Source organism: Nitrosomonas oligotropha, assembly GCF_900106555.1.
Classification (GTDB): domain Bacteria; phylum Pseudomonadota; class Gammaproteobacteria; order Burkholderiales; family Nitrosomonadaceae; genus Nitrosomonas; species Nitrosomonas oligotropha_A.
Genome location: NZ_FNOE01000006.1, coordinates 121,776 through 145,571, shown reverse-complemented (window position 1 = coordinate 145,571; position 23,796 = coordinate 121,776). Strand labels below are relative to the sequence as shown.

15 protein-coding genes and 1 riboswitch are annotated in these 23,796 nt (G+C 51.4%); of the genes, 8 read left to right on the top strand and 7 right to left on the bottom strand.

The genetic code is table 11. The features are described 5' to 3' along the window. Nucleotides 1–16: 16 nt before the first annotated feature. The 5 genes from mreD to BLU57_RS05425 all read left to right on the top strand — a co-directional run bounded on the left by mreD (nt 17) and on the right by BLU57_RS05425 (nt 8,511). A complete protein-coding gene (gene mreD, locus BLU57_RS05445; RefSeq protein WP_256206142.1) occupies nt 17–502 on the top strand; it encodes a rod shape-determining protein MreD in 486 nt (161 codons plus the stop codon). After that, complete coding sequence (gene mrdA, locus BLU57_RS05440; protein WP_090317472.1) at nt 499–2,418, top strand: penicillin-binding protein 2; 1,920 nt, start codon at nt 499–501, stop codon at nt 2,416–2,418. The genes mreD and mrdA overlap by 4 nt, the downstream gene beginning before the upstream one ends. A gap of 55 nt (nt 2,419–2,473) precedes the next feature. After that, entirely contained in the window at nt 2,474–3,574 is a 1,101-nt protein-coding gene (gene rodA / locus BLU57_RS05435; RefSeq protein WP_090317469.1) for a rod shape-determining protein RodA, read from the top strand. Continuing rightward, nucleotides 3,571–4,542 carry a septal ring lytic transglycosylase RlpA family protein gene (locus BLU57_RS05430; RefSeq protein ID WP_090317466.1) on the top strand — a complete coding sequence of 324 codons (972 nt, stop codon included), beginning with the start codon at nt 3,571–3,573 and terminating at the stop codon, nt 4,540–4,542. Before rodA ends, BLU57_RS05430 begins: the two co-directional genes overlap by 4 nt. A gap of 642 nt (nt 4,543–5,184) precedes the next feature. After that, nucleotides 5,185–8,511, top strand: coding sequence for a sensor domain-containing protein (locus BLU57_RS05425; RefSeq protein ID WP_090317463.1), 3,327 nt, complete (start codon nt 5,185–5,187; stop codon nt 8,509–8,511). A 34-nt stretch (nt 8,512–8,545) separates the two neighbouring features. Here BLU57_RS05425 and BLU57_RS05420 read toward each other — a convergent pair whose 3' ends face one another. The 6 genes from BLU57_RS05420 to BLU57_RS16470 all read right to left on the bottom strand — a co-directional run bounded on the left by BLU57_RS05420 (nt 8,546) and on the right by BLU57_RS16470 (nt 17,166). Continuing rightward, a complete protein-coding gene (locus BLU57_RS05420; RefSeq protein ID WP_090317460.1) occupies nt 8,546–9,235 on the bottom strand; it encodes a thiopurine S-methyltransferase in 690 nt (229 codons plus the stop codon). Beyond that, a complete protein-coding gene (uca, locus tag BLU57_RS05415) occupies nt 9,232–12,846 on the bottom strand; it encodes an urea carboxylase (RefSeq protein ID WP_090317458.1) in 3,615 nt (1,204 codons plus the stop codon). The genes BLU57_RS05420 and uca overlap by 4 nt, the downstream gene beginning before the upstream one ends. A gap of 20 nt (nt 12,847–12,866) precedes the next feature. After that, nucleotides 12,867–13,526 carry an urea amidolyase associated protein UAAP2 gene (locus BLU57_RS05410; protein ID WP_090317456.1) on the bottom strand — a complete coding sequence of 220 codons (660 nt, stop codon included), beginning with the start codon at nt 13,524–13,526 and terminating at the stop codon, nt 12,867–12,869. A 2-nt stretch (nt 13,527–13,528) separates the two neighbouring features. Further along, a complete protein-coding gene (locus tag BLU57_RS05405) occupies nt 13,529–14,248 on the bottom strand; it encodes an urea amidolyase associated protein UAAP1 (protein ID WP_090317453.1) in 720 nt (239 codons plus the stop codon). 24 nt (nt 14,249–14,272) lie between these two features. Continuing rightward, the gene (locus BLU57_RS05400; RefSeq protein WP_090317450.1) at nt 14,273–15,709 is read right to left on the bottom strand and encodes an APC family permease; all 1,437 of its coding nucleotides are present in this window, start codon (nt 15,707–15,709) and stop codon (nt 14,273–14,275) included. Between the two features lie 62 nt (nt 15,710–15,771). Beyond that, nucleotides 15,772–15,877: riboswitch (guanidine-I (ykkC/yxkD leader) on the bottom strand. Nucleotides 15,878–16,173: 296 nt separating this feature from the next. Beyond that, nucleotides 16,174–17,166, bottom strand: coding sequence for a VWA domain-containing protein (locus tag BLU57_RS16470; RefSeq protein ID WP_090317447.1), 993 nt, complete (start codon nt 17,164–17,166; stop codon nt 16,174–16,176). A 454-nt stretch (nt 17,167–17,620) separates the two neighbouring features. Between BLU57_RS16470 and BLU57_RS05390 the strand changes: the two genes are divergently transcribed. From BLU57_RS05390 to BLU57_RS05380, 3 genes are all read left to right on the top strand, one after another. Beyond that, nucleotides 17,621–18,838 carry a pyridoxal-phosphate-dependent aminotransferase family protein gene (locus BLU57_RS05390; RefSeq protein ID WP_090317444.1) on the top strand — a complete coding sequence of 406 codons (1,218 nt, stop codon included), beginning with the start codon at nt 17,621–17,623 and terminating at the stop codon, nt 18,836–18,838. Between the two features lie 130 nt (nt 18,839–18,968). Beyond that, nucleotides 18,969–19,943 carry an MraY family glycosyltransferase gene (locus tag BLU57_RS05385; protein ID WP_256206141.1) on the top strand — a complete coding sequence of 325 codons (975 nt, stop codon included), beginning with the start codon at nt 18,969–18,971 and terminating at the stop codon, nt 19,941–19,943. Between the two features lies 1 nt (nt 19,944). After that, nucleotides 19,945–21,840 carry a polysaccharide biosynthesis protein gene (locus tag BLU57_RS05380; RefSeq protein WP_090317438.1) on the top strand — a complete coding sequence of 632 codons (1,896 nt, stop codon included), beginning with the start codon at nt 19,945–19,947 and terminating at the stop codon, nt 21,838–21,840. A gap of 72 nt (nt 21,841–21,912) precedes the next feature. On the opposite strand, the gene BLU57_RS05375 is transcribed toward BLU57_RS05380, so the two are convergent. After that, on the bottom strand, nt 21,913–23,598 hold the full coding sequence (locus BLU57_RS05375) for an ABC transporter transmembrane domain-containing protein (protein ID WP_090317435.1): 1,686 nt from the start codon (nt 23,596–23,598) through the stop codon (nt 21,913–21,915). Nucleotides 23,599–23,796 lie beyond the last annotated feature (198 nt).

The window sequence follows — 23,796 nt, the reverse complement described above, 5'->3', positions numbered from 1 at the left end:
CAGACAGGATGTATTCGTGCCTGCTAGTAATTGGTTTGTCGCTGCCAGTTTGATTGCTGCGTCGATTCTGAATTTCTTGCCGCTACAGGGCGAATTTCTGTTATTACGCCCGGATTTTTTAGCGATTACGATCGCCTATTGGAATATTAATTATCCGCACAAAATGGGAATGAGCGTTGCTTTCGGCCTAGGATTGATGATGGATGTCGGTAACGCCGGTATATTGGGGCAGCATGCTTTGGCTTATTGTATCGTGGTCTATCTCACCCTGGTTTTTGGCCGCCGGTTGCGGCTGTTTACTCCGGTAAAACAAGCGCCGCAGATTGGTTTGGTGCTGCTGATGATGCAATGGGCCATTGTTTTGGTTGCACTATCGACGGATTCTTTATTGCCGGATTGGCAATATTATTTAGCTACAGTTGCGGGTGCGCTACTCTGGGTGCCTGTTTCTTATCTGTTTACGCTGCTGCTGCGGCAAAAACCAGATCCTGATGCATTATGAAGCAGCACGTTGAACTGAGAAATCATCCGGCCGAATTACATAAATTCCGTCTTCGCCTCAGTATCAGTGCGGGTTTTGTATTGATTCTGTTTTTGATTTTGTATGCGCGTTTCTATTATTTACAGGTTACGCAACAGGAACACTATCAGACGCTGGCGGAAGCGAACCGGATTTCCATTTCGCCGCTGGTGCCCAATCGCGGTCTGATTTATGACCGCAGCGGCAGGATACTGGCGCAAAATTATTCCGCCTACACGCTGGAAGTCGTACCCAGTCAGATCGAGGATCTTGAAGCGACATTGAATGAATTGGCTGACATTATCGAGATCACGCCGACCGATCGCCAGCGTTTCAAAAAATTGCTGAAGGAAAGTAAGCGCTTTAAAAGCCTGCCGGTTCGAAGCCGCTTGACCGATGAGGAAATCGCCACTTTTGCGGTTAACCGTTACCGTTTTCCGGGGGTTGAAATTAAGGCGCGCGTGCTGCGGCAATACCCGGAGAAGGAGATTGTGTCGCACATCATCGGCTATATCAGCCGCATCAACGATCAGGATCTCGATCAACTGGAACGCAACGACGAGCTCCATAATTATCGTGGTTCCCAGCACATCGGTAAAATCGGTATTGAACAGAGCTATGAAAAACAATTACATGGCATTACTGGTTTTGAAGAAGTCGAAACCGATGCGGCGGGCCGTTCCATTCGCGTATTGTCACGCACGCCACCGCTTTCCGGCAGTAATCTGATTTTATCGCTGGATCTTGGGTTACAGGAAGCTGCGGAAAAAGCATTCGGCGACCGCCGTGGCGCGCTGGTTGCGTTGGATCCGAATAACGGAGAAGTGCTCGCGTTTGTCAGCAAGCCGGGCTACGACAACAATCTTTTTATCGGTGGTATCGATCAAGAAAACTGGAGTCTGCTCAACAAATCGATTGACAGACCGCTCAACAACCGGGCGCTGCGCGGTGTGTATCCGCCCGGTTCGACATTCAAGCCATTCATGGCGCTGGCAGCGCTTGAACTGGGAAAACGCACACCGGAATACAGCATGAGCGATCCCGGTTTCTTTTCCCTGCCGGGCGTCGATCGCCGTTACCGCGACTGGAAACCGGGTGGGCATGGCCGGGTCGATTTGCATAAATCGCTGGTTGTTTCATGCGACACTTATTACTACAGTCTCGCCAACGATCTCGGCATCGACAATATCCACAGCTTTATCGGTCAATTCGGCTTGGGAAAAAGAACCGGGATTGATATCGAAGGCGAAGTGGCCGGATTGCTGCCTTCATCCGCCTGGAAGATGAGCCAATATAAACAGAAGTGGTACGCTGGCGATACCATCTCCGTATCCATCGGTCAGGGCTATAATCTGGCTACGCCGCTCCAGCTGGCATTTGCCACCATGGTCATCGCGAATAACGGTAAGGCGTATGCGCCACGTCTGGTGAAACAGATTCAGAACAGCCAGACCGGGGAAGTTGAAGATATCCCGGTGAAGCTGCTGTACAGCCTGAATCTCAAACCGAAGAATCTGGAAATCGTCAAGAACGCACTGGTGGATGTTACCCGTCCCGGCGGTACCGCGGCAAAAGCCGGTGCCAATGCGGCATATACGTTCGCCGGTAAAACCGGCACTTCGCAAGTGATCGCCATCAAACAAGGGGAGCGCTACAATGAAAAAGCGATCAACGAGCGGCATCGCGATCATGCAATGTTTATCGCCTATGCACCGGCCGAGAATCCCAAGATTGCGCTGGCGGTGCTGGTGGAAAATACCGGAACCGGCGGTTCTACCGCAGCACCGATAGCCCGGCAAGTATTCGATTATTTTCTATTGGGAAAACCGTCCGAAGCGGCGATTGCGCAATTGGCCGAACCTGCCGCGGATCATGATCATCATCATGAACATTTATAGGTAATACAAACCGGCAGGCGATTACGGATGATGCATCCGTCACTATACTGAAAGCATGGACGACATTAAAAAAATCTGGCATTTTTTGACACGCTATATCGATAGTTTGTTGTTGATCGGGCTGCTGACATTGATGGCTGTCGGATTGATCGTGCTCTACAGCGCCACCGGGGCGAATATGACTAGGGTCAGCAATCAAGTGATCAACATGCTGATCGCGCTAGTGATCATGTGGCTGGTTGCGAATATTCCGTTGCAGCAGATTATGCGGCTGGCTTTGCCCATGTATATCCTGGGGCTGGTTTTACTGGTCGGCGTGGCTTTATTCGGTGAAATCAACAATGGCGCCAGACGCTGGTTGAATATCGGCGTGACACGCATCCAGCCGTCCGAGTTGATGAAAATCGCCATACCGCTGATGATGGCCTGGTATTTCGACAAGCATGAGATTACGTTGCGTCTGAAGGACTATATCGGTGCGACGGTGCTGCTATTGTTGCCGGTATTGCTGATTCTGCGCCAGCCTGATCTCGGCACCGCCATTCTGATTGCCTCGAGCGGTTTTTACGTGCTGTTTCTGGCGGGGTTGTCGTGGCGCATCATTGCCGGATTATTGGTGGCGGTGGCGGGCAGTTTGCCGGTATTCTGGACAATCATGCATGATTATCAACGGCGGCGCATCATCATGCTGCTTGATCCTTCACAGGATCCGCTCGGTGCGGGGTATCACACCATTCAATCGTCCATCGCCATCGGTTCCGGCGGGATTGTAGGCAAAGGGTGGCAGAACGGCACGCAGACGCAGCTGGATTTTTTGCCGGAGCAGAGCACTGATTTTATCTTTGCTGTTTTTTCCGAAGAGTTCGGTTTGATGGGGAATACAGTATTGCTGCTGCTGTATTTATTGGTGATCGGGCGGTGCCTGGTGATTACCGCCAATGCCTCGACACAGTTTACGCGATTGATTGCCGGTTCAATTACACTGACTTTCTGTACATATATCTTCGTTAACATGGGTATGGTTAGTGGTATCCTTCCGATCGTCGGTGTTCCGCTGCCGTTGATCAGCTATGGCGGCACGTCGATGGTGACAATGTTGCTTGGTTTTGGTATTTTGATGAGTATTCAGACACATCCTAAACTTGTAAAGACATGACAAACCTGTATTCAAGATTTCACAAAGCGCATCACTACTTGTCCGCAAGAACTGCGCCGAGCGCTGGAATGGCCTCGGTGATGGTGTTAGCGTTATTGACCGCTTGCAGCACTACGCCGCAATATCAGGGTACTGCCGCATCGAAGCAAAAGAACAAATGGGTTGCGTCCATACCGGATAGCGGCAAGAGTTCGGGTCCAGCCGCCAGAAAAGGCGGAGGATATTATCTGGATGATGGCCCGGAGGATAACCCGCCGGATGACCTGCATCTGGTTCCGGATGCCGTGCCCAGGGCTGAACCGTTGCGGCAGGCCAATATGCAGCCCTATGTCGCATTGGGAAAAAACTTCAAACCAATGACGGAACTGAAGTCATATAAAAAACGCGGAATCGCTTCCTGGTATGGCCGACGTTATCATGGCAATAATACCGCCTCGGGCGAAGTCTACGACATGTATGCCATGACCGCGGCTCACCCTACCTTGCCACTGCCCAGTTATGCCCGGGTGACCAATCTGGATAATGGCAAATCCGTGATCGTGCGTTTGAATGATCGCGGGCCGTTTTTGTCTGATCGTTTGATCGATTTGTCGTATACCGCAGCCTATAAATTGGGTATTTTGGCGGGCGGCAGCGGCCACGTTGAAGTCGAAAGCATCGTGCCGGAAGGTTCGGCCGCATTGGCCAGCGCCAGACCATCCGCATCGTTGCCTGCAACCGATAGCGATGCGGTGATGAATATGGTTTACCTGCAATTGGGCGCATTCGGCTCATCCGATAACGCGCATAATTTTCTCACGCAAGTCCGGCAGAAGCTTCCATCGCTCAAAGATGCCGTCAGTATTACAAAAAATAACGGCTTATATAAAATTCACGCCGGTCCTTATCCCGATCAAACGGTTGCGAAGCTGGCAGCCAACACCATCAGCCAGCAAATGGCCATAACACCCGTATTGGTGACCGACTAAACCGGGGCAAAAAAAATCCCTATTGCAAGCAATAGGGATTAAAGGGCCTCGTCATAAAATCATTCATCGCACAAGCTACGGTCGAATGTAAAAACATCTTCCTCAGTAAAAGTATCACGACAATTTTTACATTCCGGCTTCGATATTTCTATCGATATTGCGATAACTGATTTTAAGTTTAATACCTACTGAGTACCTTTGAAGATGAAAACAGAGAGGAAATATACCCTTATATTCAAATTATGCTTGTGACTTTTGTCACATACGGGTGTAACCTCAATGCGCAGATTCATTAACCTATTAATTTGAAAGTATTTGTATCTGAATATTTGTACGCCGGATGATTGACTGTTAAATACGCTTATCGCGGTGTATTTTCAGCGTTGGCCAGCTTTACGCAACACTTATGCCGTGCGGTTACGCATGCTATTTCTGCTTTAATACCGGTCGTTGGTTTTTGCGGCAAGTGATAGTAGCCGTTAATCCAGCCCATTTCTATAGGATATATTCCTTATTTTTTAATAGTTGCATATACGCTATACTTTGCAGGCATCTGTATTTTAGAGAGAAATTTTATCTCCTCGATATCGAAGATTGAGCAACAGCACGACTCCGAATTTTTTCTTATTGTAAGTTCATTGCATGAATAGTGATGGTTTTGTTCCGAAGGATCCTTTAGATTGCGATGCCGCAATTCCCGCTTCGATTGTTCTGAGTGAGCAACAACTGAGAGAATTGTTCGATGATACAAAAGATTTAATTCAGAGCGTTGCACCGGATGGCCGTCTTCTTTTTGTCAATCGCGCCTGGCGCGAAGCGCTCGGTTATACAGCCGGCGAAGTGGCAACATTGACTATTTTCAATATCGTTCATCCCAGCCACCATGTGCAGTGTCAGGAATTCATTCGGCGGATCATGGCGGGAGAAAATGCCGGATTAATTGAGGTCCCTTTTCAGACTAAAGATGGGCAAACCATGATGGTCGAAGGCAATGTCAGCCTGTACGCTCCAGATGGCCAGCCGGTTGCGACGCGCGGCATTTTCCGGAATATTACCGGGCGTAAAGCGGCCGAAGCGGAAAGCCTGGCGCTGAAGCAAAATCTCGAACACACCGTAATTCAACGGACTGCCGAGCTGCAAGCCAGCGAAAAGCGTTTCCGTAATTTGGTCGCCAGCATACCGGGCGCGGTGTATGAATTCTGTGTCGATGCCGCCGGATGCCGCTCACTTCCCTTCATGAGTGAAGGAATTGAAAATTTAATTGGGCGCACTTCAGCTGAATGCATGGTGGATGTTGAAATTTTGTTTCAAATGATACCCAGCCATGCTGTACCGGCTTTGGAAAAATCCATCCATGATTCCATGGAAAAGCTGACGCCCTGGTTTTATGAGTTTCCCGTGCAAACGCCCAAGGGGATGAAATGGCTGCATGGTTATTCAATACCGCAGCGGGAAGCCGATGGCAATACGCGTTGGCATGGTGTATTAGTTGATGCTACCCCGCAGAAGCAAATGGAGACTGCATTACGGGAAAATGAGCAGCTTTTCCGCAGTTTGACCGAAGCTGCGTCAGTCGGCATCTTTCGCACGGATGCAGCGGGTAAATATTTATATGTGAATGAACGCTGGTGCCATATGACTGGCTTGGATGCTATTGCAGCGGCAGGTTATGGATGGATTGCAGCCATTCATCCGGAGGACCGGGAAAGAGTCATCGCGGAATGGAATGAAATAGTGCAGTGGCAACAGCCGTTTATGTGCGAGTATCGTTCTCAAACTAAAGAACAGACAACGTCCTGGATTCTGGGACAGGCACAGGCGGAACGCGATCAGAATGGTACTGTGCAGGGGTTTGTCGGCACGATCACCGACATTAGCGACCTGAAAATGAAGGAAGTTGAGCTGGCGGAATCGCGCAATTTGCTGAAAACGATCGTCGATACTGTTCCGGCGCGGATTTTCTGGAAGGACAAGCAGTCGTGTTACCTCGGTTGCAATCCTATTTTTGCGCGAGATGCCGGGATGACATCGCCGCAGGAAATTATTGGTAAAGTTGATTACGATCTGAGCTGGACAAAGGATCAAGCCGACCACTACCGTAATGACGACAAGCGGGTGATTAGTTCGGGAACTTCCATGCTGTATTACGAAGAAGCCTTGAATAATGCCGCCGGTGAAACGCTTTGGATAGAGACTTCCAAGGTGCCGCTGCTTAGTACCCGGAAGGAAATCATCGGTGTGCTCGGAATTTATCAGGATATTTCCAAGCAAAAACAGGCGAGTGACTCGATGCGCCTTGCGGCCGCGATTTATCAGTCGAGCAATGAAGCCATTATGGTCATGGATGAGAACAACCGGATTATTCAGGTTAATCCAGCCTTTACCCGCATGACCGGCTACGAGATAGCGGATGTTCTGGGTAAAGATCCGGCTATGTTCCGCTCAAACCGGCATGATGAAGCCTTTTATCAGGAAATGAAGTGCAAGCTTCTGAATGAGGGCCATTGGCAAGGAGAAATCTGGGATCTGCGCAAGGATGGCTCGATTTATGCCAAATGGCTCAATATCAGTGTGATCCGTCATCTATCCGGGGATGTTCATTATTATGTTTCGCAGTTTTCCGATATCACCGAAAAAAAGAAAAAAGACGAAATCATTCTGTTTCAGGCCAATTACGATCCGCTAACCGGACTGCCCAACCGTAATTTGTTTAAAGAACTATTGGATCAGGAAATCAAGAAATCGCAGCGCAGCAAATCACCGTTGTCCTTATTACTGATGGACTTGGATCATTTCAAGGATATCAACGATACGCTGGGGCATGACAAAGGGGATGAGTTGCTGAGAGAAGTTGCTTCGCGCATTAAATCCTGCGCCAGCAAAACCGATATCGTTGCCCGTTTGGGCGGGGACGAATTTGCGATTATTTTATCGAAGTGTGGCGATAATAAAGCAGCTGCAGCGATCGCGCAGCAGATTACGCAGAAACTGAACAAACCTTTTAAACTCCGGCATAACCGGGCTGATCATTACATCTCCACCAGTATCGGTATCGTTTTTTATCCGCAAGACGGCGCTGACAGAAAGAGCCTGATGAAGCATGCGGACCAGGCGATGTATGCAGCGAAACTGGAAGGGCGGAATCGTTTTTGCTACTTCACCCCTTCCATGCAACAAGCGGCGCATGAAAAAATGCTGTTGATGCAAGATTTGCGGCAGGCCATCGCCAAGAACGAACTGCGTGTTTACTATCAGCCGATCCTGGAGCTGTCCAGCGAACGCATTGTCAAGGCCGAAGCGCTGCTGCGCTGGAATCATTCGAAACGAGGCATGATCAGTCCTACCATCTTTATTCCGCTGGCGGAGGAGAGCGGCTTAATCCTGGAAATTGGCGAAATGGTATTCCGGGAGTCGATCGATCTGATCGATCAATGGCGACGGAGACTGGGTTATATCATACAAATCAGTGTGAATATTTCACCGATCCAGTTCAAACACTTGAATAATTACCGCTGGCTCGATAGCCTGATCCAACTGGGATTGCCCGGCGATTGCATCAACGTGGAAATTACCGAAGGTTTGTTGTTAAAGGATTCTGCCGTGGTGCAGCAGAATCTGCTGGAGCTTCACAATAATGGCATTGAAGTTTCCATCGATGATTTCGGCACCGGGTTTTCCTCGCTGTCTTATCTGAAAAAATTCGATATCGATTTTCTTAAAATCGACTACTCCTTTGTGCATCAGTTAATGGGCAACGCCACCGATCGCGCGCTGGTGGAAGCGATCATAGTCATGGCGCATAAACTGGATATCAAGACCATCGCCGAAGGCGTTGAAACTGAAGCACAGCAGGATCTGCTGACGCATTTCGGTTGCGATTATGTACAAGGCTTTCTTTATTCGGTCCCGGTTCCCCAGCAAGAATTTGAGCAATTATTAATCGACCAGGAAAACCGGAATACAGCATAAGCTCGTCAGCAATCTTGGTGCGGCTGCCGCGATGTTATCGCGCGAATGTTTTCAGCAGAACCGCGCTCTCCTCTAAGCGGCTGATTCCACGCGCCTGAAAACGCGGATTTTGTGCCAGCACATTGTGCTGCGATAGCAGGGTGATTCCGGCATATGCCTGGAACAACGCGGTTACTTCATTGAAAGATACCGCAAAAGGCGGTCCGGTCATTTCATGCTGCGGATAGTCGAGTGTGATGAGCAGGATTTGCGTATTTTCCGGAAGAATCCGCAGCAGATGATCCACATAACGCTGACGCAGATCCGGTGGCAATGCCACCAACGCGGCGCGGTCATACACGGCGCTGACATTGCGCATATCTTGTGTGCCTAGATCGAAAAAATCGCCGCATAAAATAGCGATGTCATTCGCTTCCCAGTGCATGAACCGGCCGTGCGCATGGCTCTGCGGTATCAAACCGTTTTCGCTGAAAAATGCCTGCGCCGCTGTAGTGCTTAATTCAACACCCTGCACAGTATGTCCCTGTTGACGCAGCCACAGCATATCGTGACTCTTGCCGCACAGCGGCACGAAGACGGTACTATCACGGCTCAGTTGCAACTCGTGCCAGAATTCAAGCAAATACGGATTGATTCCGGTCTGATGAAAACCGGTTTCATTCCGCTCCCACCGCTCCAGCCAGTAGGCTGTTCTGCTTTGTGCTTGTGAATTATCGTCAATCATGGCGCAGTTTGATGTTTCTGCAGTACGACGAGCAGTTGCCCGGCGGAGACACCATCCCCTTGGCGGCATAGAATGCGTTCAACGGTGCCGCTGAGCGGAGCTTCCACGGCAATTTCCATTTTCATCGCTTCAATGACGATCAGGATGTCACCCGCTTTGACTTGCTGGCCTTCCTGGGTCAGTATTTTCCATACGGTGCCGGTGACCGGCGAAGCGATGGCGTGACTGCCTTCGGGTAAATCCAATTCGCTTTGCGCATCGGCTTCATCGAGATCCGATTCGCTGGCAAATTCCATTTGTCCGTTGATTCTCCAGCGCTCGCGTTCGGCTTCAAAAGCGGCTTGCTGACGGGTTTTGAAGTCATGGATCGCCGTTTGGTTCTGTTGCAGAAACAGGTGATGTTGCTGCAAACTGAACGTGGTTTCTTCGATGCGCAGTTGAAATTGCCCGCGGATGAAATCCTTGCGCAGTTTCAGCAATTCACTTTCGCTGACCGGATAAAAACGGATCTGGTCGAAGAAACGCAACAGCCAAGGTTTGCCATCCTTGAAATCGGCGGTTTGGCGGTAGCGGTTCCATACCGGCAGCGTACGCCCGACGAATTGATAGCCGCCGGGGCCTTCCATGCCATAAATGCACAAATACGCACCACCGATACCCACGGCATTTTCCGGCGTCCAGGTGCGCGCCGGATTATATTTGGTGGTCACCAGGCGATGGCGCGGATCGGCCGGTACGGCCACCGGCGCACCCAAATACACATCGCCCAAGCCAAGAACCAAGTAACTGGCGTCAAATACGATACGGTGCACTGCTTCGATACTATTCAGCCCATTGATGCGGCGGATGAACTCGATATTGCTCGGGCACCACGGCGCGTCGCTGCGCACCGATTGCATGTATTTCTCGATCGCCAAGCGTGTCGCTGCATCGTCCCAAGACAGCGGCAGGTGCACGATGCGTGACGGCACCGACATGCTGGCGCTGTCCGGCAGCGATTGTTCCGCCGCGAGTAAGGTTTGCAGCAGGCTGTCGCGCGGCAGAATTTGCGCGTCGAAATGAATTTGCAGCGAACGGATGCCCGGCGTCAGATCGATAATGCCGGGCAAATTGGCGTGTTGCAGCCACTCCATCAAGGCATGCGCGCGAAAGCGCAAATCCAGATCCAGTACCATCGGGCCATATTCCACCAGCAAGTTGTGATCGCCCGATTGGCGGTATGTGACCGCCATGTGCTGCGGGCCTTCGGCGATCTGATGCAGGATCGGACTCGGCAGCGTTGCAATAGCACCGCTGGATGCTAATACAGGAGGCGAATGCAATAACCGGATCGATTCGTTCTGCTGTTTTTCCAGCGTTTGCGCTTCTTCCATGGTCAGCGAGCGGAAACGGATCTGGTCGCCCGGCCTGAGTTGTCCGACTTTCCATAACTCGGCATGAGCCACGGTAACGGGACAGACGAAACCGCCCAAGCTCGGCCCGTCCGGCCCCAAAATGATCGGCATGTCGCCGGTAAAATCGACCGCGCCGATGGCGTACGCGGTATCGTGAATATTGGACGGATGCAAACCGGCTTCGCCGCCGTCGCTACGCGCCCATTGCGGTTTCGGGCCGAGCAGACGCACACCGGTGCGGCTGGAATTGTGATGCACTTTCCAATCCGTGCTGAAGAACGTTTCAATATCCGCAGCGGTGAAAAAGTCGGGCGCAGCATGCGGGCCGTATAAAACACCGATTTCCCATTGATGCGTGTAGCGCGGGATCAATTCCGCTGCCAGCACGGATTGCGCCGGTTCGTATTCCGCCGCGATATGCAGTACATCGCCCGCCCGCAGCGCGCGCCCGGCGTGGCCGCCGAATTGCCCCAGTGTGAAAGTCGATTTACTGCCGAGATAATCCGGTACTTGAAATCCGCCTTGCACCGCGAGGTATGCCCGGCAACCCTGATCCTTGATTTTGCCGAATTGCAGAATGGCGCCAGCCTTGATTTCGTGCGATTGCCAGAGGGGCAGCGGCTCGCTGTCCAAATAGACTTCGATCGCCGCGCCGGTCACGGCGATCAGGCAATCGCTGTTGAAACGCAACGTTGGGCCGGTCAATGTGATTTCCAGCGCCGCTTTGTCTGCGGAGTTATTAACCAGCCGGTTGGCCAAGCGGAACGCGAGCGCATCCATCGGTCCGGAAGGCGGTACGCCGATTTGCCAGTAACCGAGCCGTCCGGGATAGTCCTGCACGGTGGTCTGCACACCGGGGACTAAGACGTCCAGGGTATGCGCACGGTAGTGAAATCCATTGAGAAAGCCGGTGGTGTATTGCCCGTTGCGAAATTGCGCACTGCTGAGAATTTGCTGCAAGTAATCCAGATTGGTTTCGATCCCTTGCAACGAACTGCTTTCCAATGCACCCTGCAACCGCGCGATGGCTTTTTCCCGGTCCGGCGCGTGCACGATGATTTTCGCCAGCATCGGATCGTAAAACGCGGATACATCAATGCCGCGCTCGACCCAGGTTTCAACCCGCGCCGATGCGGGAAATTCCGCAGCTGTCAGCGTGCCGCTGGAAGGCTGAAAGTCTTTGGCCGGATTTTCGGCATAAACCCGCGCTTGAATCGAAACGCCATGGGGTTCTATGGTAAAGGAATCGAGCGGCGGCAAATCACCCGCGGCTTGCCGCACCATCCATTCCACCAGATCAATGCCGGTCACTTCCTCGGTTACGCCATGTTCAACTTGCAAGCGCGTGTTGACCTCGAGAAAATAAAACTGGCCGTTAGCGGCGTCAAAAATATATTCCACCGTGCCAGCGGATTGATAATTGACTGCTTTGCCAAGGCGTACCGCCGTGTCCAACAAGGCTTGACGGAGTTGCGGCGTCAGATGGGGCGCGGGTGTTTCCTCGATGACTTTCTGGTTGCGCCGCTGCATGGAACAGTCACGTTCGCCCAATGCGACGACTTGACCGTGACCATCGCCGAAAATCTGCACTTCAATATGGCGTGCCTGGTCGACAAATTTTTCCAGAAATAAACCGGCATCCTTGAAATTATTTTGCGCGAGATTTTTGACGGATTCATAAGCACCGCTCAGCTCATCCTGATTCCAGCACAAGCGCATACCGATACCGCCGCCGCCTGCGGTGCTTTTCAGCATCACGGGGTAGCCGATATGCTTGGCCTGATGGCAGGCGTCGTCGAGATTCGCCAGCAAACCGGTGCCGGGCAGCAGCGGCACCTGATTTTCCAGCGCCAATGCCCGAGCTGTATGTTTCAGGCCGAACGCGCGCATTTGCTGCGGCGTTGGACCGATGAAACAAATGCCGTGCGCCGCGCACTGTCCGGAAAAATCCGCATTTTCACTGAGAAACCCGTAGCCGGGATGGATGGCCTGCGCGCCGGATTGCTGCGCGATGGCCAGGATCTTATCGGTGCGCAGGTAGCTTTCAGCCGCAACACCTTCACCGATGCAATAAGCTTCATCGGCCTCGCTGACATGCCGCGATAACGCATCGGCTTCGGTGTATACCGCGACACTGGTGACGTTCATGCGGCGCAGCGTGCGTATGATGCGGCAAGCAATGGCGCCGCGGTTGGCGATGAGTACTTTGGTGAACATACGGTTCCTCCGCTATCGGATTAATCCCAGATCAGTAAACGTATCGGTGTCGGATTATAAGCATTGCACGGATTGTTCAACTGCGGACAATTCGAGATCAACACCAAAACATCCATTGCCGCGCGCATTTCAACATACTTGCCGGGGGCCGAAACGCCATCGGCAAACTCCAGCCCGCCGTCCGGTGTGACCGGCACGTTCATGAAGAAGTTGATGTTGCTGGGCAGGTCGCGCTTGCCCATGCCCAATTGCTGACATAGCGGATCATGCGCCAAGGCGTGCAGAAAATTGTCGCGGCAACTGTGCATCGGTAATTTTTCCAAGGCATAGCGCACGGTGTTGCTCTCCGCCGCGCAAGCGCCGCCCAACGTGTCGTGCCGCCCGCACGTATCGGCGGTGATGGTCAGCATGACATTGCCGGAATTGGAATACAGCTTGCTGCCGGACGTCAGGTACAGCTTATTCTGGCGGCTGACGGTATCGGTTGCGCTGTAGCGTTCTTGCGCGTCGTGCGCGTTATAGAACAGCGTGTCGACGGCCTGATTGCCTTCCAAATCGACGATACGGAAGGTTTGTCCGCGTTTGATCAGATGCACCCACGGTTCTCCGGCCGGGCAAATTTCATCGATCACCGCCTGGCTGGGATCGAGCTGGCTTACAAATAGCGTAGAGGTATTCATTTTTAATCCTCGCAATAAAAGTGTTGCGCGTTCTGCAGTGCGCGAATATTTTCGGCGATATGCAGGCATTCGTTGGTTGCATCCGGTGGCGTATCGAATAATTCCAGATTGACTGCACCGGGCTGATACGGTTTTACCGGATCGAGCGGATGCGGCGCGGCGGACAATATCACCAAGGTATTCATGACAAAACTCAGTTCGACATAATCGCCTGCTTTGCTGTGACCGGCGTGATATTTCAAATCACCTGCGGAATCGGCAGTGACTTTGCTGAAAAAATTGATATTGGCGACGACATCGCGCATGCCCAATCCCCATTTGCCCAATTCGATCAACATGCCGTCCAGGCCGCTGCGGAACATTTCATTGCGGTGCTCCTGATAGCGCGCGGTACCATATTTTTGCTGGATCAAATCGGCGTCGCTCAAGCCGCATACGGTATCGTTCCAGCCTGTGGTATCCGCCGTGATGCAACAAAACATCCGTCCCATGTCGGAGTGACAGGCATGCCCTTTGGTGAGGCGGAAAGTATGCTGCGATTTCAGGGTGTCGGCCATGTTGTAGCGCTCGAGCTTTTCTTCCTGATTAAAGAACAACACGGCGGCATTCGCGCCTCCGTCGACATCGGTCAAACGCAGCGTGGTGCCGCGGCGTACAATGCCGGACCAGTGGCATCCGCCTGGGATCAGTTGTTGCCAGATGATGTTATTTTGCTGATTCATGATGAATTCCTTATGAAAATGGATTTATTTGGATTGCATCCATTTTTTGCACAGTATATAGAGGGTTGTGATGGTTAGAATGCTGCTCAGCACCAGCGGTGTCGCCCACAACTGCCACCACGGCGCATCCGCGGAAATCGCATAGGGGCGGGGCCAGGCGATGTTGATGAGCTCAAATAATGACCAGATAAACGCCAGGCAATTGATGATCAGTCCCCATACGCCCAGCTTTAATTCCCCCAACGCCGGATTCCATCGCCCGGTGAGCCGGGCAAACAAGGCAAAGCCCGTGGTGAACGTGAACATGGCGTATAAACCGCCGGTACCGAAAGCGATGATGGTGGCCACGGCGTCGTCATTGAGCCCGAAGATCAATCCGCAGCCTGCCAGCAGAACGGTAAAGAGAATGGCATTACGCGGGATTTTGCTGGCCGTTACCTGGCTCAACACGGCTGGCATATTGCCTTCGCGCGCCATCGAATACACAATGCGCGAGGTGTACTTGACCATCGATGCGCCACAAGCGAGAAAAGCAGTCATCACGATGGCCAGGAAAGGTTTCTCGAACCAATCGCCGATGCTGCTGGCAATCAGCGGTGTGACCGGATCGGAGGTATGGCTGGAATTTCTCAAAGTGTCGTGTTCAAAGGCCAAAATCAGCGCGGCTGAATTGAACAAAACGACTGTGCCGACGACGAGTAGCGACATGAAAATGGCACGGGGCACCATGCGCTTCGGTTGATGGGTTTCTTCGGCGGTGGTGGAACAGGCATCAAAACCGATAAAAGCCCAGCCAGCAATGGCCAGTGCCGCCAGGAAAGCCGCCATTTCACTGGGCGCTGTGCCGGTACCCATGTGCTGGAATAATTCCATGAAAGGGTGCTGACGGAAAAAAAGAAACAGCAAGAGCGCTACGCCGAATGACCCGGCGACTTCCGCGTAAACACCCAGTTTGATCACCAGATTGAAAATACTGACCGGGGCGAGATTGAGGAGTGTGCAAAGCAACAAAAATAGCGCACCCCAAAGCACCATCGTACCACCGCCGTCATCCGGCAATCCGCTGAAGATCGCCAGCCAGAAACCGCCGGTATAAGCGGTTGTCGTGACCATGGCGATGGTGGAGCAAATATAGATCACACCGGCATATTGCCCGGCTATCGCACCGCCGAGCTGCCGCGCCCATTTATAGGCACCACCAGCAATCGGGAATTGTGAAGACAGCTCCGCGTAAACGGTAGCCACCAGTAACTGCATGACCAAACAAACCGCCAATGCCGCAAACCAGCCGCCGCCGGCGACCACGGTTTGCACACCGATGATGGCATACAGTCCGGCCACCGGCGAGACCACTGCAAAACCGAGCGTGAAACTGTGCCAGACACTCATGCTGCGATTGAGCGCGTCGCCGGTTACATGGGCATCCTGCAAAGATGGGATTTGTTTTGTTGAACCTGACATAACCAGTCTCCATACCAAAGGGTTTACCGGGATTGTAATGTACTTCGAGCACATTACGCTTAATCTCCCGGGCTTTTATCCCTCCGTGGAGCCTCGCTATTACGAGACCGGAAACTCTTGGACCTGACGCCGTTGACTGAATCGGCCGGAACCCTAGTTTCCCATTGCGTTACCGCTTTTTGAGTTGCTGTGCCATCAATCGTTCAATGGGCATTTTAGAAAGCTAGTAACCGGTGGCATTTTAAGTTTGAATTTTGGAAAAAGCAATGGGAAGGCAAAAATTGGTGTGTTGTTTTGGATTTTATTTCTAAAATGCTGTTTTATAGATGAAGATATTGAATGGAAGGTGTCAAGAAAGCATTGGAAAGCTGTCAAGTTGTTATGCGTAAGTAGTATTAGCAGCTGAGGAAATAAAGAAGCCGCACTTCTAAAAAGTGCGGCTTCTGTTTATGTTGCGAGCATAATCAAACGATACGGCGGCGGTTTGCCCAGCCTATTAACACCAGACCCAATCCGAGCATTGCGTAGGTGCTGGGTTCAGGCACTGCAGTGAGAATCAGTTCTGCAGTAGCACTATTGCCCAGTGTATCGTATGCAACGGCAGTAAACACATTAGCACCGAAGAATAATGTAGCATCGGGTAATACGAAGTTACCTAAGCCGTCGATAGCGATGTGACTGATGAACGAGCCGTCATTCATCGTCACGTCCACGTAATCGATACCCACTAGGTTGCCGGCTGTGCCATTGAACAGGTTAATCAGGTCCGTCAGGTCACTGGCATTAGTATAGATTCCGTTGCCCGCCGTAGCGATGTTTTGCATAGTCACTGCGTCATGGCCAGGGATACCAACAGTATGGATAGCATCGATACCCAAGCCCAGCGCGGCGGTTGCGCTGGCGACCGGGTTACCGCTGCTTACACCGTCGGATACCACCACCATCATTTGGGTGCGGCCGTCAGTGTGGTTGGGACCAGTAAGTTCGGTGCTCGCGCGATCAATACCAGCACCGATGTTAGTTCCACCCGAAGCATCAATTGCTGTGATTGCCGAGAGTACCGCAGCTGAACCGCTGGATAGCGGTGTGAGTCCTTGCAATAGCAGGGCATCACTGTCGAAATCGATAACACTTACCGAAGTGCTATCCACTGGTAGAGCGTTTACCAGTGCTGCCGAAGCTTCTTCCAACCAAGCATTACGGGATTTTCCGCTGCTTATAGTCCCCATGCTGCCCGAAGAATCGAGCACCAAGGCCAAGTCGAGGCCGGTGCCACCGATGATGCCGCTGGCATTGGCATTGCCAAAAGGATTGACTATTTCGCCTACAGAATAGGTCGCCAGAGGAGAAGGTCCGGTCCACGATACCGCCACCGCGGCCAAGGATGCACTCGATGCACAGAATCCAATTGATGCTACCGCGGAAACCGCAAGCCAATGTTTAATAGTTCGTTTCATAAGAATACTCCTTTTGTTTTTTTATTAATGGATATTAGTGGTTTAAACAAACTCATTATTGTTAAGTCTTGTCATATCTTCCTGACCCATTCATTTACCTATAGAATTACCAGAATAAATCATCTGATCAAGCTAAAAAAATAGCTTTTCATCATATCACTTCTATGCGGCAATGAGGTGCTTAGCGAGGAGGTACCCCTTAATTGTGATTCAATACAACGTGCAGATTCTTTGGTCCGGCTAATTGGTCTTCGTTGCTTGCTTAGCCTAGATCTACTTCTTGCAATTAATTCGTATTATTTCATTTCTCTTAGAATGATATGAAAATCTCTTAGCCTATCCATAAGGATAATTTATTGAGCACATCGTTGTTTATAGTAAACTCTGCGTTCACTTGTTAGAATCACCCTTTTTCAAAAATAAATCAGACTCTATTATTAATTTAGGATTGTTCATGAATACCGAAGATTTTCGCCCCGAAAAGAAAGCTACCGTTTTTTATCCACCGCAACGTGTTTTGATGGGACCTGGTCCATCAGATACGCATGCGCGCGTGTTGAACGCCATGGCGCGTCCGACCTTGGGTCACTTGGATCCTGTGTTCACTGAGATGATGGAAGAAATCAAAGGTTTGATGCGTTATGCATTCCAAACCAAAAACCGCATGACCTTCCCGGTTTCCGGGCCTGGATCGGTGGGTATGGAAATGTGTTTCGTCAATATGATCGAACCTGGCGATAAAGTGATTGTGTGCCGCAATGGCGTGTTTGGCGGCCGTATGATCGAAAATGTGGAGCGTCATGGCGGTGTGGCGGTGGTGGTCGACGATAAATGGGGTGAACCGGTCGATCCGCAGAAAGTGGAAGATGCGCTGAAAAAGAATCCGGATGCCAAGATCGTTGCGTTTGTTCATGCCGAAACTTCTACCGGCGCGCAGTCCGATGCTAAGACACTGTGCGAGATCGCACGTAAATACAACTGCCTGACGATTGTCGATACAGTGACTTCACTGGGTGGAACGCCAATTCTAGTGGATGAATGGGGAATCGATGCGATCTATTCCGGCAGCCAAAAATGCTTGTCTTGTCCGCCAGGCTTATCGCCCGTGAGTTTCTCCGATCGCGTGACCGAGCTGGTTAAAAATCGTAAAACCAAGGTGCACAGCTGGTTTATGGATATCAGCCTGCTGTTGAATTACTGGGGATCGTCCGCCCGGACTTATCACCATACCGCACCGACCAACGCATTGTATGGCTTACATGAGTCACTGTTGATGATATACGAAGAAGGGCTGGAGCATTCCTGGGCGCGTCACCGCTATAATTACGAAGCGCTGAAAGCCGGTTTCGCGACCTTGGGCATGAATTATGTGGTGAAAGAGGAACATCGTTTGCCGCAACTGAATTCCGTATTTGTTCCTGCCGGTGTTGATGAGAAAGAAGTGCGCCGCCGCCTGTTGGATGAGTATAATCTTGAAATTGGCGCAGGGCTTGGCGATTTCGCCGGAAAAGTATGGCGCTTTGGCTTAATGGGCACATCCTGCCGCGTAGAAAATGTGATTTTCTGCTTGAATGCGCTGGAAACCATTTTGTCCGATATGGGCGCAAAAGTGGAACGTGGTACCGCCGCTGCCGCTGCACACAAGAGTTATGCGGCTAAGCCTATGTTCTAAGGTTGTTCTAGGCTAGTTGAGTTTGTTTTTCTGATGCCACTTTCTTGTCATACACGATGAGAAAGTGGATTATTTTTTTATTGATTCACCCCGGATAATCCGGTCATTAAGGTAGGTGTTGGATTTTCCCGTGACAATTATCACAGCGCCGCTGTTATCGTTTGTTTTATCATTCCTCTCCATTTTATGGTTGATTAAAAGAAAAGCGCGCTGGGGGCTGGATCATCCCAATGCGCGTTCGCTTCATACTGTGCCCGTACCGCGTCTCGGCGGATTGGGTTTGTTATCGGGTGTACTCATCACATGGTTGTGTTTTTCTGTAGCTATTCCGCTAGCCGTTTGGGCTGGTGTCGGCTTACTGATGGTAATATCATTGCTTGACGATATCCGGCATGTGCCGGTGTGGTGCCGGTTACTGGTTCACAGTATCGTTGCTGCCGTGTTTGCTGCGGTTTTTTTACTGGATGTCACGAGCGGGTTGACTGTGCTATGCGTTACGGCCGCAGTGATCTGGATGTCCAATCTATATAATTTCATGGATGGTTCGGATGGGTTGGCCGGCGGAATGACGGTAATTGGGTTTGGATACTATGGTTTGTTTGCGTACTTGGCCGGGAATAACGATTTTGCCGTGATCAATTTTTCGATAGCGGCGGCGGCCCTGGCTTTTTTGTGGTACAACTTTCATCCCGCGCGTATTTTCATGGGCGACGCGGGCGCAGTTCCGCTTGGTTTCCTGGCGGCGGCGCTGGGGTTACTGGGTTGGCTCGATCAACTTTGGTCGTTATGGGTGCCAGTGCTGATATTTTCACCCTTCATCGCGGATGCGACGGTAACGATAACCAAGCGCCTGATGCGCGGCGAGAAAATATGGCAGGCGCATCGTGAACACTATTATCAGCGTATGGTGCAAAGCGGCCTAGGGCATCGCGATACCGCGTTATTAAGCTATGGGCTGATGTTGGCTGCCGGTGGCTGCGCAGTCTGGGCGGGTGGGAAGGATCTGACGGTGCAAAGCCAGGTCGCCATGGCTTGGGGAAGCATTTATTTGCTGCTCATGTTTCTTTCTGATTGCCACCGGAAATATTATTCCAACCGGGGATAGCATGCTTCTCAAAAAATACGGAATTCGCACACTCATTGCTTTCACCCATGATTTCATTGCGATCGGGGTGGCGTGGTGGCTGGCTTATTTATTCCGTTTCAATTTTGAGATTCCGGCTGATTCGGTTCAGTTGTTGCTGGAAATGCTGCCTTGGATGGTGCTGGTGCAAGGTGGTTTCTTTTTGTGGCTTGGACTGTATCGAGGGCTATGGCGGTATGCCAGTCTACCCGATTTAAAGCGGATTTTTGTGGCAGTGATGTCCGGCTCGTTAACCGAGCTGCTGCTGCTGTGGTTGTTTGGTCTGCTGGCTAAGATTCCAGGGGCGGTGGCCGTGCTGGTGCCATTGCTGTTGATGCTGATCATGGGTGGCAGCCGTTTGATCTATCGTGCCTGGAAAGAGCGCCGGTTGTACGGCTTGGAAAGTAATGAAGCCAAACTGGTTTTGATCATTGGCGCGGGTAGTACCGCGGTGAATCTGGTCAAGGCTTTGACGGGAAGTCGGGAATGGCATGTGGTCGGTATGCTGGACGATGATCCACGCAAATTGGGCACACGCTTGCAAGGAATCCGCGTGCTGGGCAGGATCGACGAGTTGCCGCACTGGGTGCACACCCTGAATGTCGAGCATGTCATTATCGCCACACCGTCAGTATCCCGTCAGATTCACCGCAAGGCTTTGGAAATGTGCTCGGAAATCGACGTGAAAGCCATGACGGTGCCGTCGTACGCGGATTTGATCAGCGGTAAGTCAATGGTGACGAATATCCGCGAAATCCAGCTGGACGACTTGCTCGGTAGAGCGCCGGTGGTTCTGGACGATGACGGGCTGCACGGCTTGTTGACGGGCAAAGTGATTCTGGTAACGGGGGCGGGCGGTTCGATCGGTTCCGAACTGTGCCGCCAGCTAGCCGCGTTTGAGCCGGAGCGTATCGTATTTCTGGAATTGAACGAATTTGCGCTCTACAGCATTCAGGAAGAATTTTTGCCGCGCTTCCCCGCGATGAAAATGTCGTTTGTGATCGGCGATGTCAAGGATCGCGCACGCATGACGCAATTGTTTTCGCAATTCCATCCCGCCGTGGTTTTTCATGCCGCCGCTTACAAGCACGTTCCGCTGATGGAGGAGGAGAATGCTTATCAAGCGCTGTTGAATAATGTGCTGGGCACGTATGTGCTGGCGCAGGTCGCGATCAGTTTCGCGGTGGAAAAATTTGTTCTGATCTCGACCGACAAAGCGGTCAATCCGGTCAGCGTCATGGGCGCCAGCAAACGCCTGGCGGAAATGGTATGCCAAGCCTTGCAGCAATCCATTGCGGCTAAGAATAACCAGCCGGGCTGGAATAACCAATCGCGCCCGACTTGTTTTGTGATGGTGCGTTTCGGCAATGTGCTGGGCAGCACCGGCAGCGTTATTCCGAAATTTCGCGAGCAAATTGCCAAAGGCGGCCCGATTACCATCACCCACCCGGAAATGACGCGCTATTTTATGTCCATCCCCGAGGCGGCTCAGCTGGTACTGCAAGCTGGGCTGATGGGCGGTACCAATGGCGGCGGGGAAATTTTCGTGCTGGATATGGGCGATCCGGTCAAAATTGTCGATCTGGCCAATGACTTGATCCATTTATCCGGATTGGGAGAAGACGACATCCGTATCGTTTTCAGCGGATTGCGACCGGGAGAAAAATTGCATGAAGAGTTGCTGTCCGCTAGCGAAAACACATTGCCGACACCGCATCAAAAATTGCGTATCGCACAAGCACGTCAAGTGGATGAGCAATGGCTGTCCGATATGACGGCGTGGCTGAGTAAGATTTCGGTATTGAGCGATCGAGAAGTCCGGGACCAATTGGTGAACTGGGTGCCGGAATATGACAGTAAGGAATGGAACGGTAAGTAGTACACACCTGAATGCCAGAGTTGCGTCCTTTGATCGCTAGAAGAAACGGCAGCGGGGTGCATTTGAATTGGGTTAAGTGTGCTGAAAACTGCCCGGTGTTCTCAAACTTTCGGCAATACAACCATTTTCCATCACAAAGATTCGATCGATCGTTTGCAGTTGCGGGATCGATGGATTGAAAATCAGCGTGGTACGGTTTTGCATCAACTTTTCCAAGACAGGCAGCAAATTTATCGGATCCGGTTCCTGGAGTGTGAATAATTCATCCAGGATCAGGATGCGAGGGTCTTTCACGAATGCGCGCGCAATAGCGAGCTGCAACAGTTGGTGCCGGGTGATTGCGGTGCCTTTTGCACTGATATCTGTCTGCAAGCCTTCGGGCATGTGCCGGACAAACTCTATGGCGTGTGATGCCTGCACTGCTGCGGTGATTTTTGCTTCGTTGCTGCAACGCATCGCACCATAGGCAATGTTACCGGCAATTTTGTCGTCGAGCAGAAAGGTATCCGGGGAAACCAAAGCGATGTTTGCGTGCAAGCGGTTTAATTGGATATCCGGCAGTGGCTGGTCATTCAGTAAGATTTTTCCGTTGGCTGGTTGCCGCAAACGCAGTATTAGATCGATCAATGTATTTTTTTCTTCCTGGGTATAGCCGGTAAACACAACGACCTCACCCGGCCGTAAAGTGAAATGCATGTGATTGAGAATCGGTTTGGCGCTTGCATCGACTTCGCAACGCACCTGGTCAAATACCAGCTTGGCGCAACCCTGCGGAGTGCCGAGAGTGCCGCTATCCTGTTCGGATTCCTGATCGAGGAATGCAAAAATGGCTTCCAGAGTCGTTTGATCATGCTCCAGTTGCTTGGGTAGATTGGCGATGCGTTGTACCGGCAGGATGAACAGCAATACGATGGTGATCAGCGCGGCGGTTTCGGGCAGACTAAGCGCGCCATTAATCGCTTGCAGCGCAATAATGTAGGCCACGGCGAGCATAATCAACATCATGATGAACTGACCTGAAGGAATCACCATGGCCCTGATCCACGCTTGTTGCATGTCGGCTTGATAAATCGCTGCGGAAATTTTGCCGAGACGTTGGCTTTCATGATGTTGTCCGCCGTCCAGCCTGATTTTTCTGTAGTGTGCGACGGATTGCGCTAAGTGTTCAATCAGATCGCCAGCTGCTGATGAGTGTTGATACTCGGGTTTATTGAAACGGCTTTGCGTCATTTGATGGATCAGCAGAATGAGCGGTATCGCTAGCAGAAGCAGGATGGCAAATTCTTGATTGAGGCGCAGCGTGCAAATCATTAATGCGATGATCGTCAGACAATCTTGCGTTAACCGCGCGATGTGCCCGGTTGTGGTTTGCGCAACCGTGTTGATATGCGCTATCAGCGCGCTGGTTTGATGAGAATTGAAATGCGCGTAGCAACGGATGGGCAGTGTCAGCAGCTTGTTAAAGAATTCCATGCGCAAATCGGCGCCTAACTTGCCACCGGCTTTGCCAGTGGCGTACAGGCTGATATAACCTGCCAATGCGCGCGCGGCAAATACTGCAACCATCGTCAGCGATGTGGTTTGTATCAGTGATGGGTCTTGCAGGATAAATGCACCTGCCAGCATGTGCTTAACGAGCAGGGGCAGAAACGCCAGCAATGCCGCTACCATCAGCATGGCGGAAAATGCCAGCAAGAGTAACTTCCAGTAAGGCGCCAGTTTTCTGACTAAACGATGGTGATGTTGCAAGTCGATCATAATGCATCATTTTACATGAACCGGCTGCGGAATCGCTGGTTGCGTGATGCGGACAATGGAGATTCGCCGCGGCAATGTTCCCGGCATCGTGCAATTATCCGGAGCGGGAAGCGGATATAGTACAATCGCCATTCTTTTAATGAATGGGTCCGGATGAAAACGATGCATTGATGCGTTTTGAGAATCCGGGTTTTTATT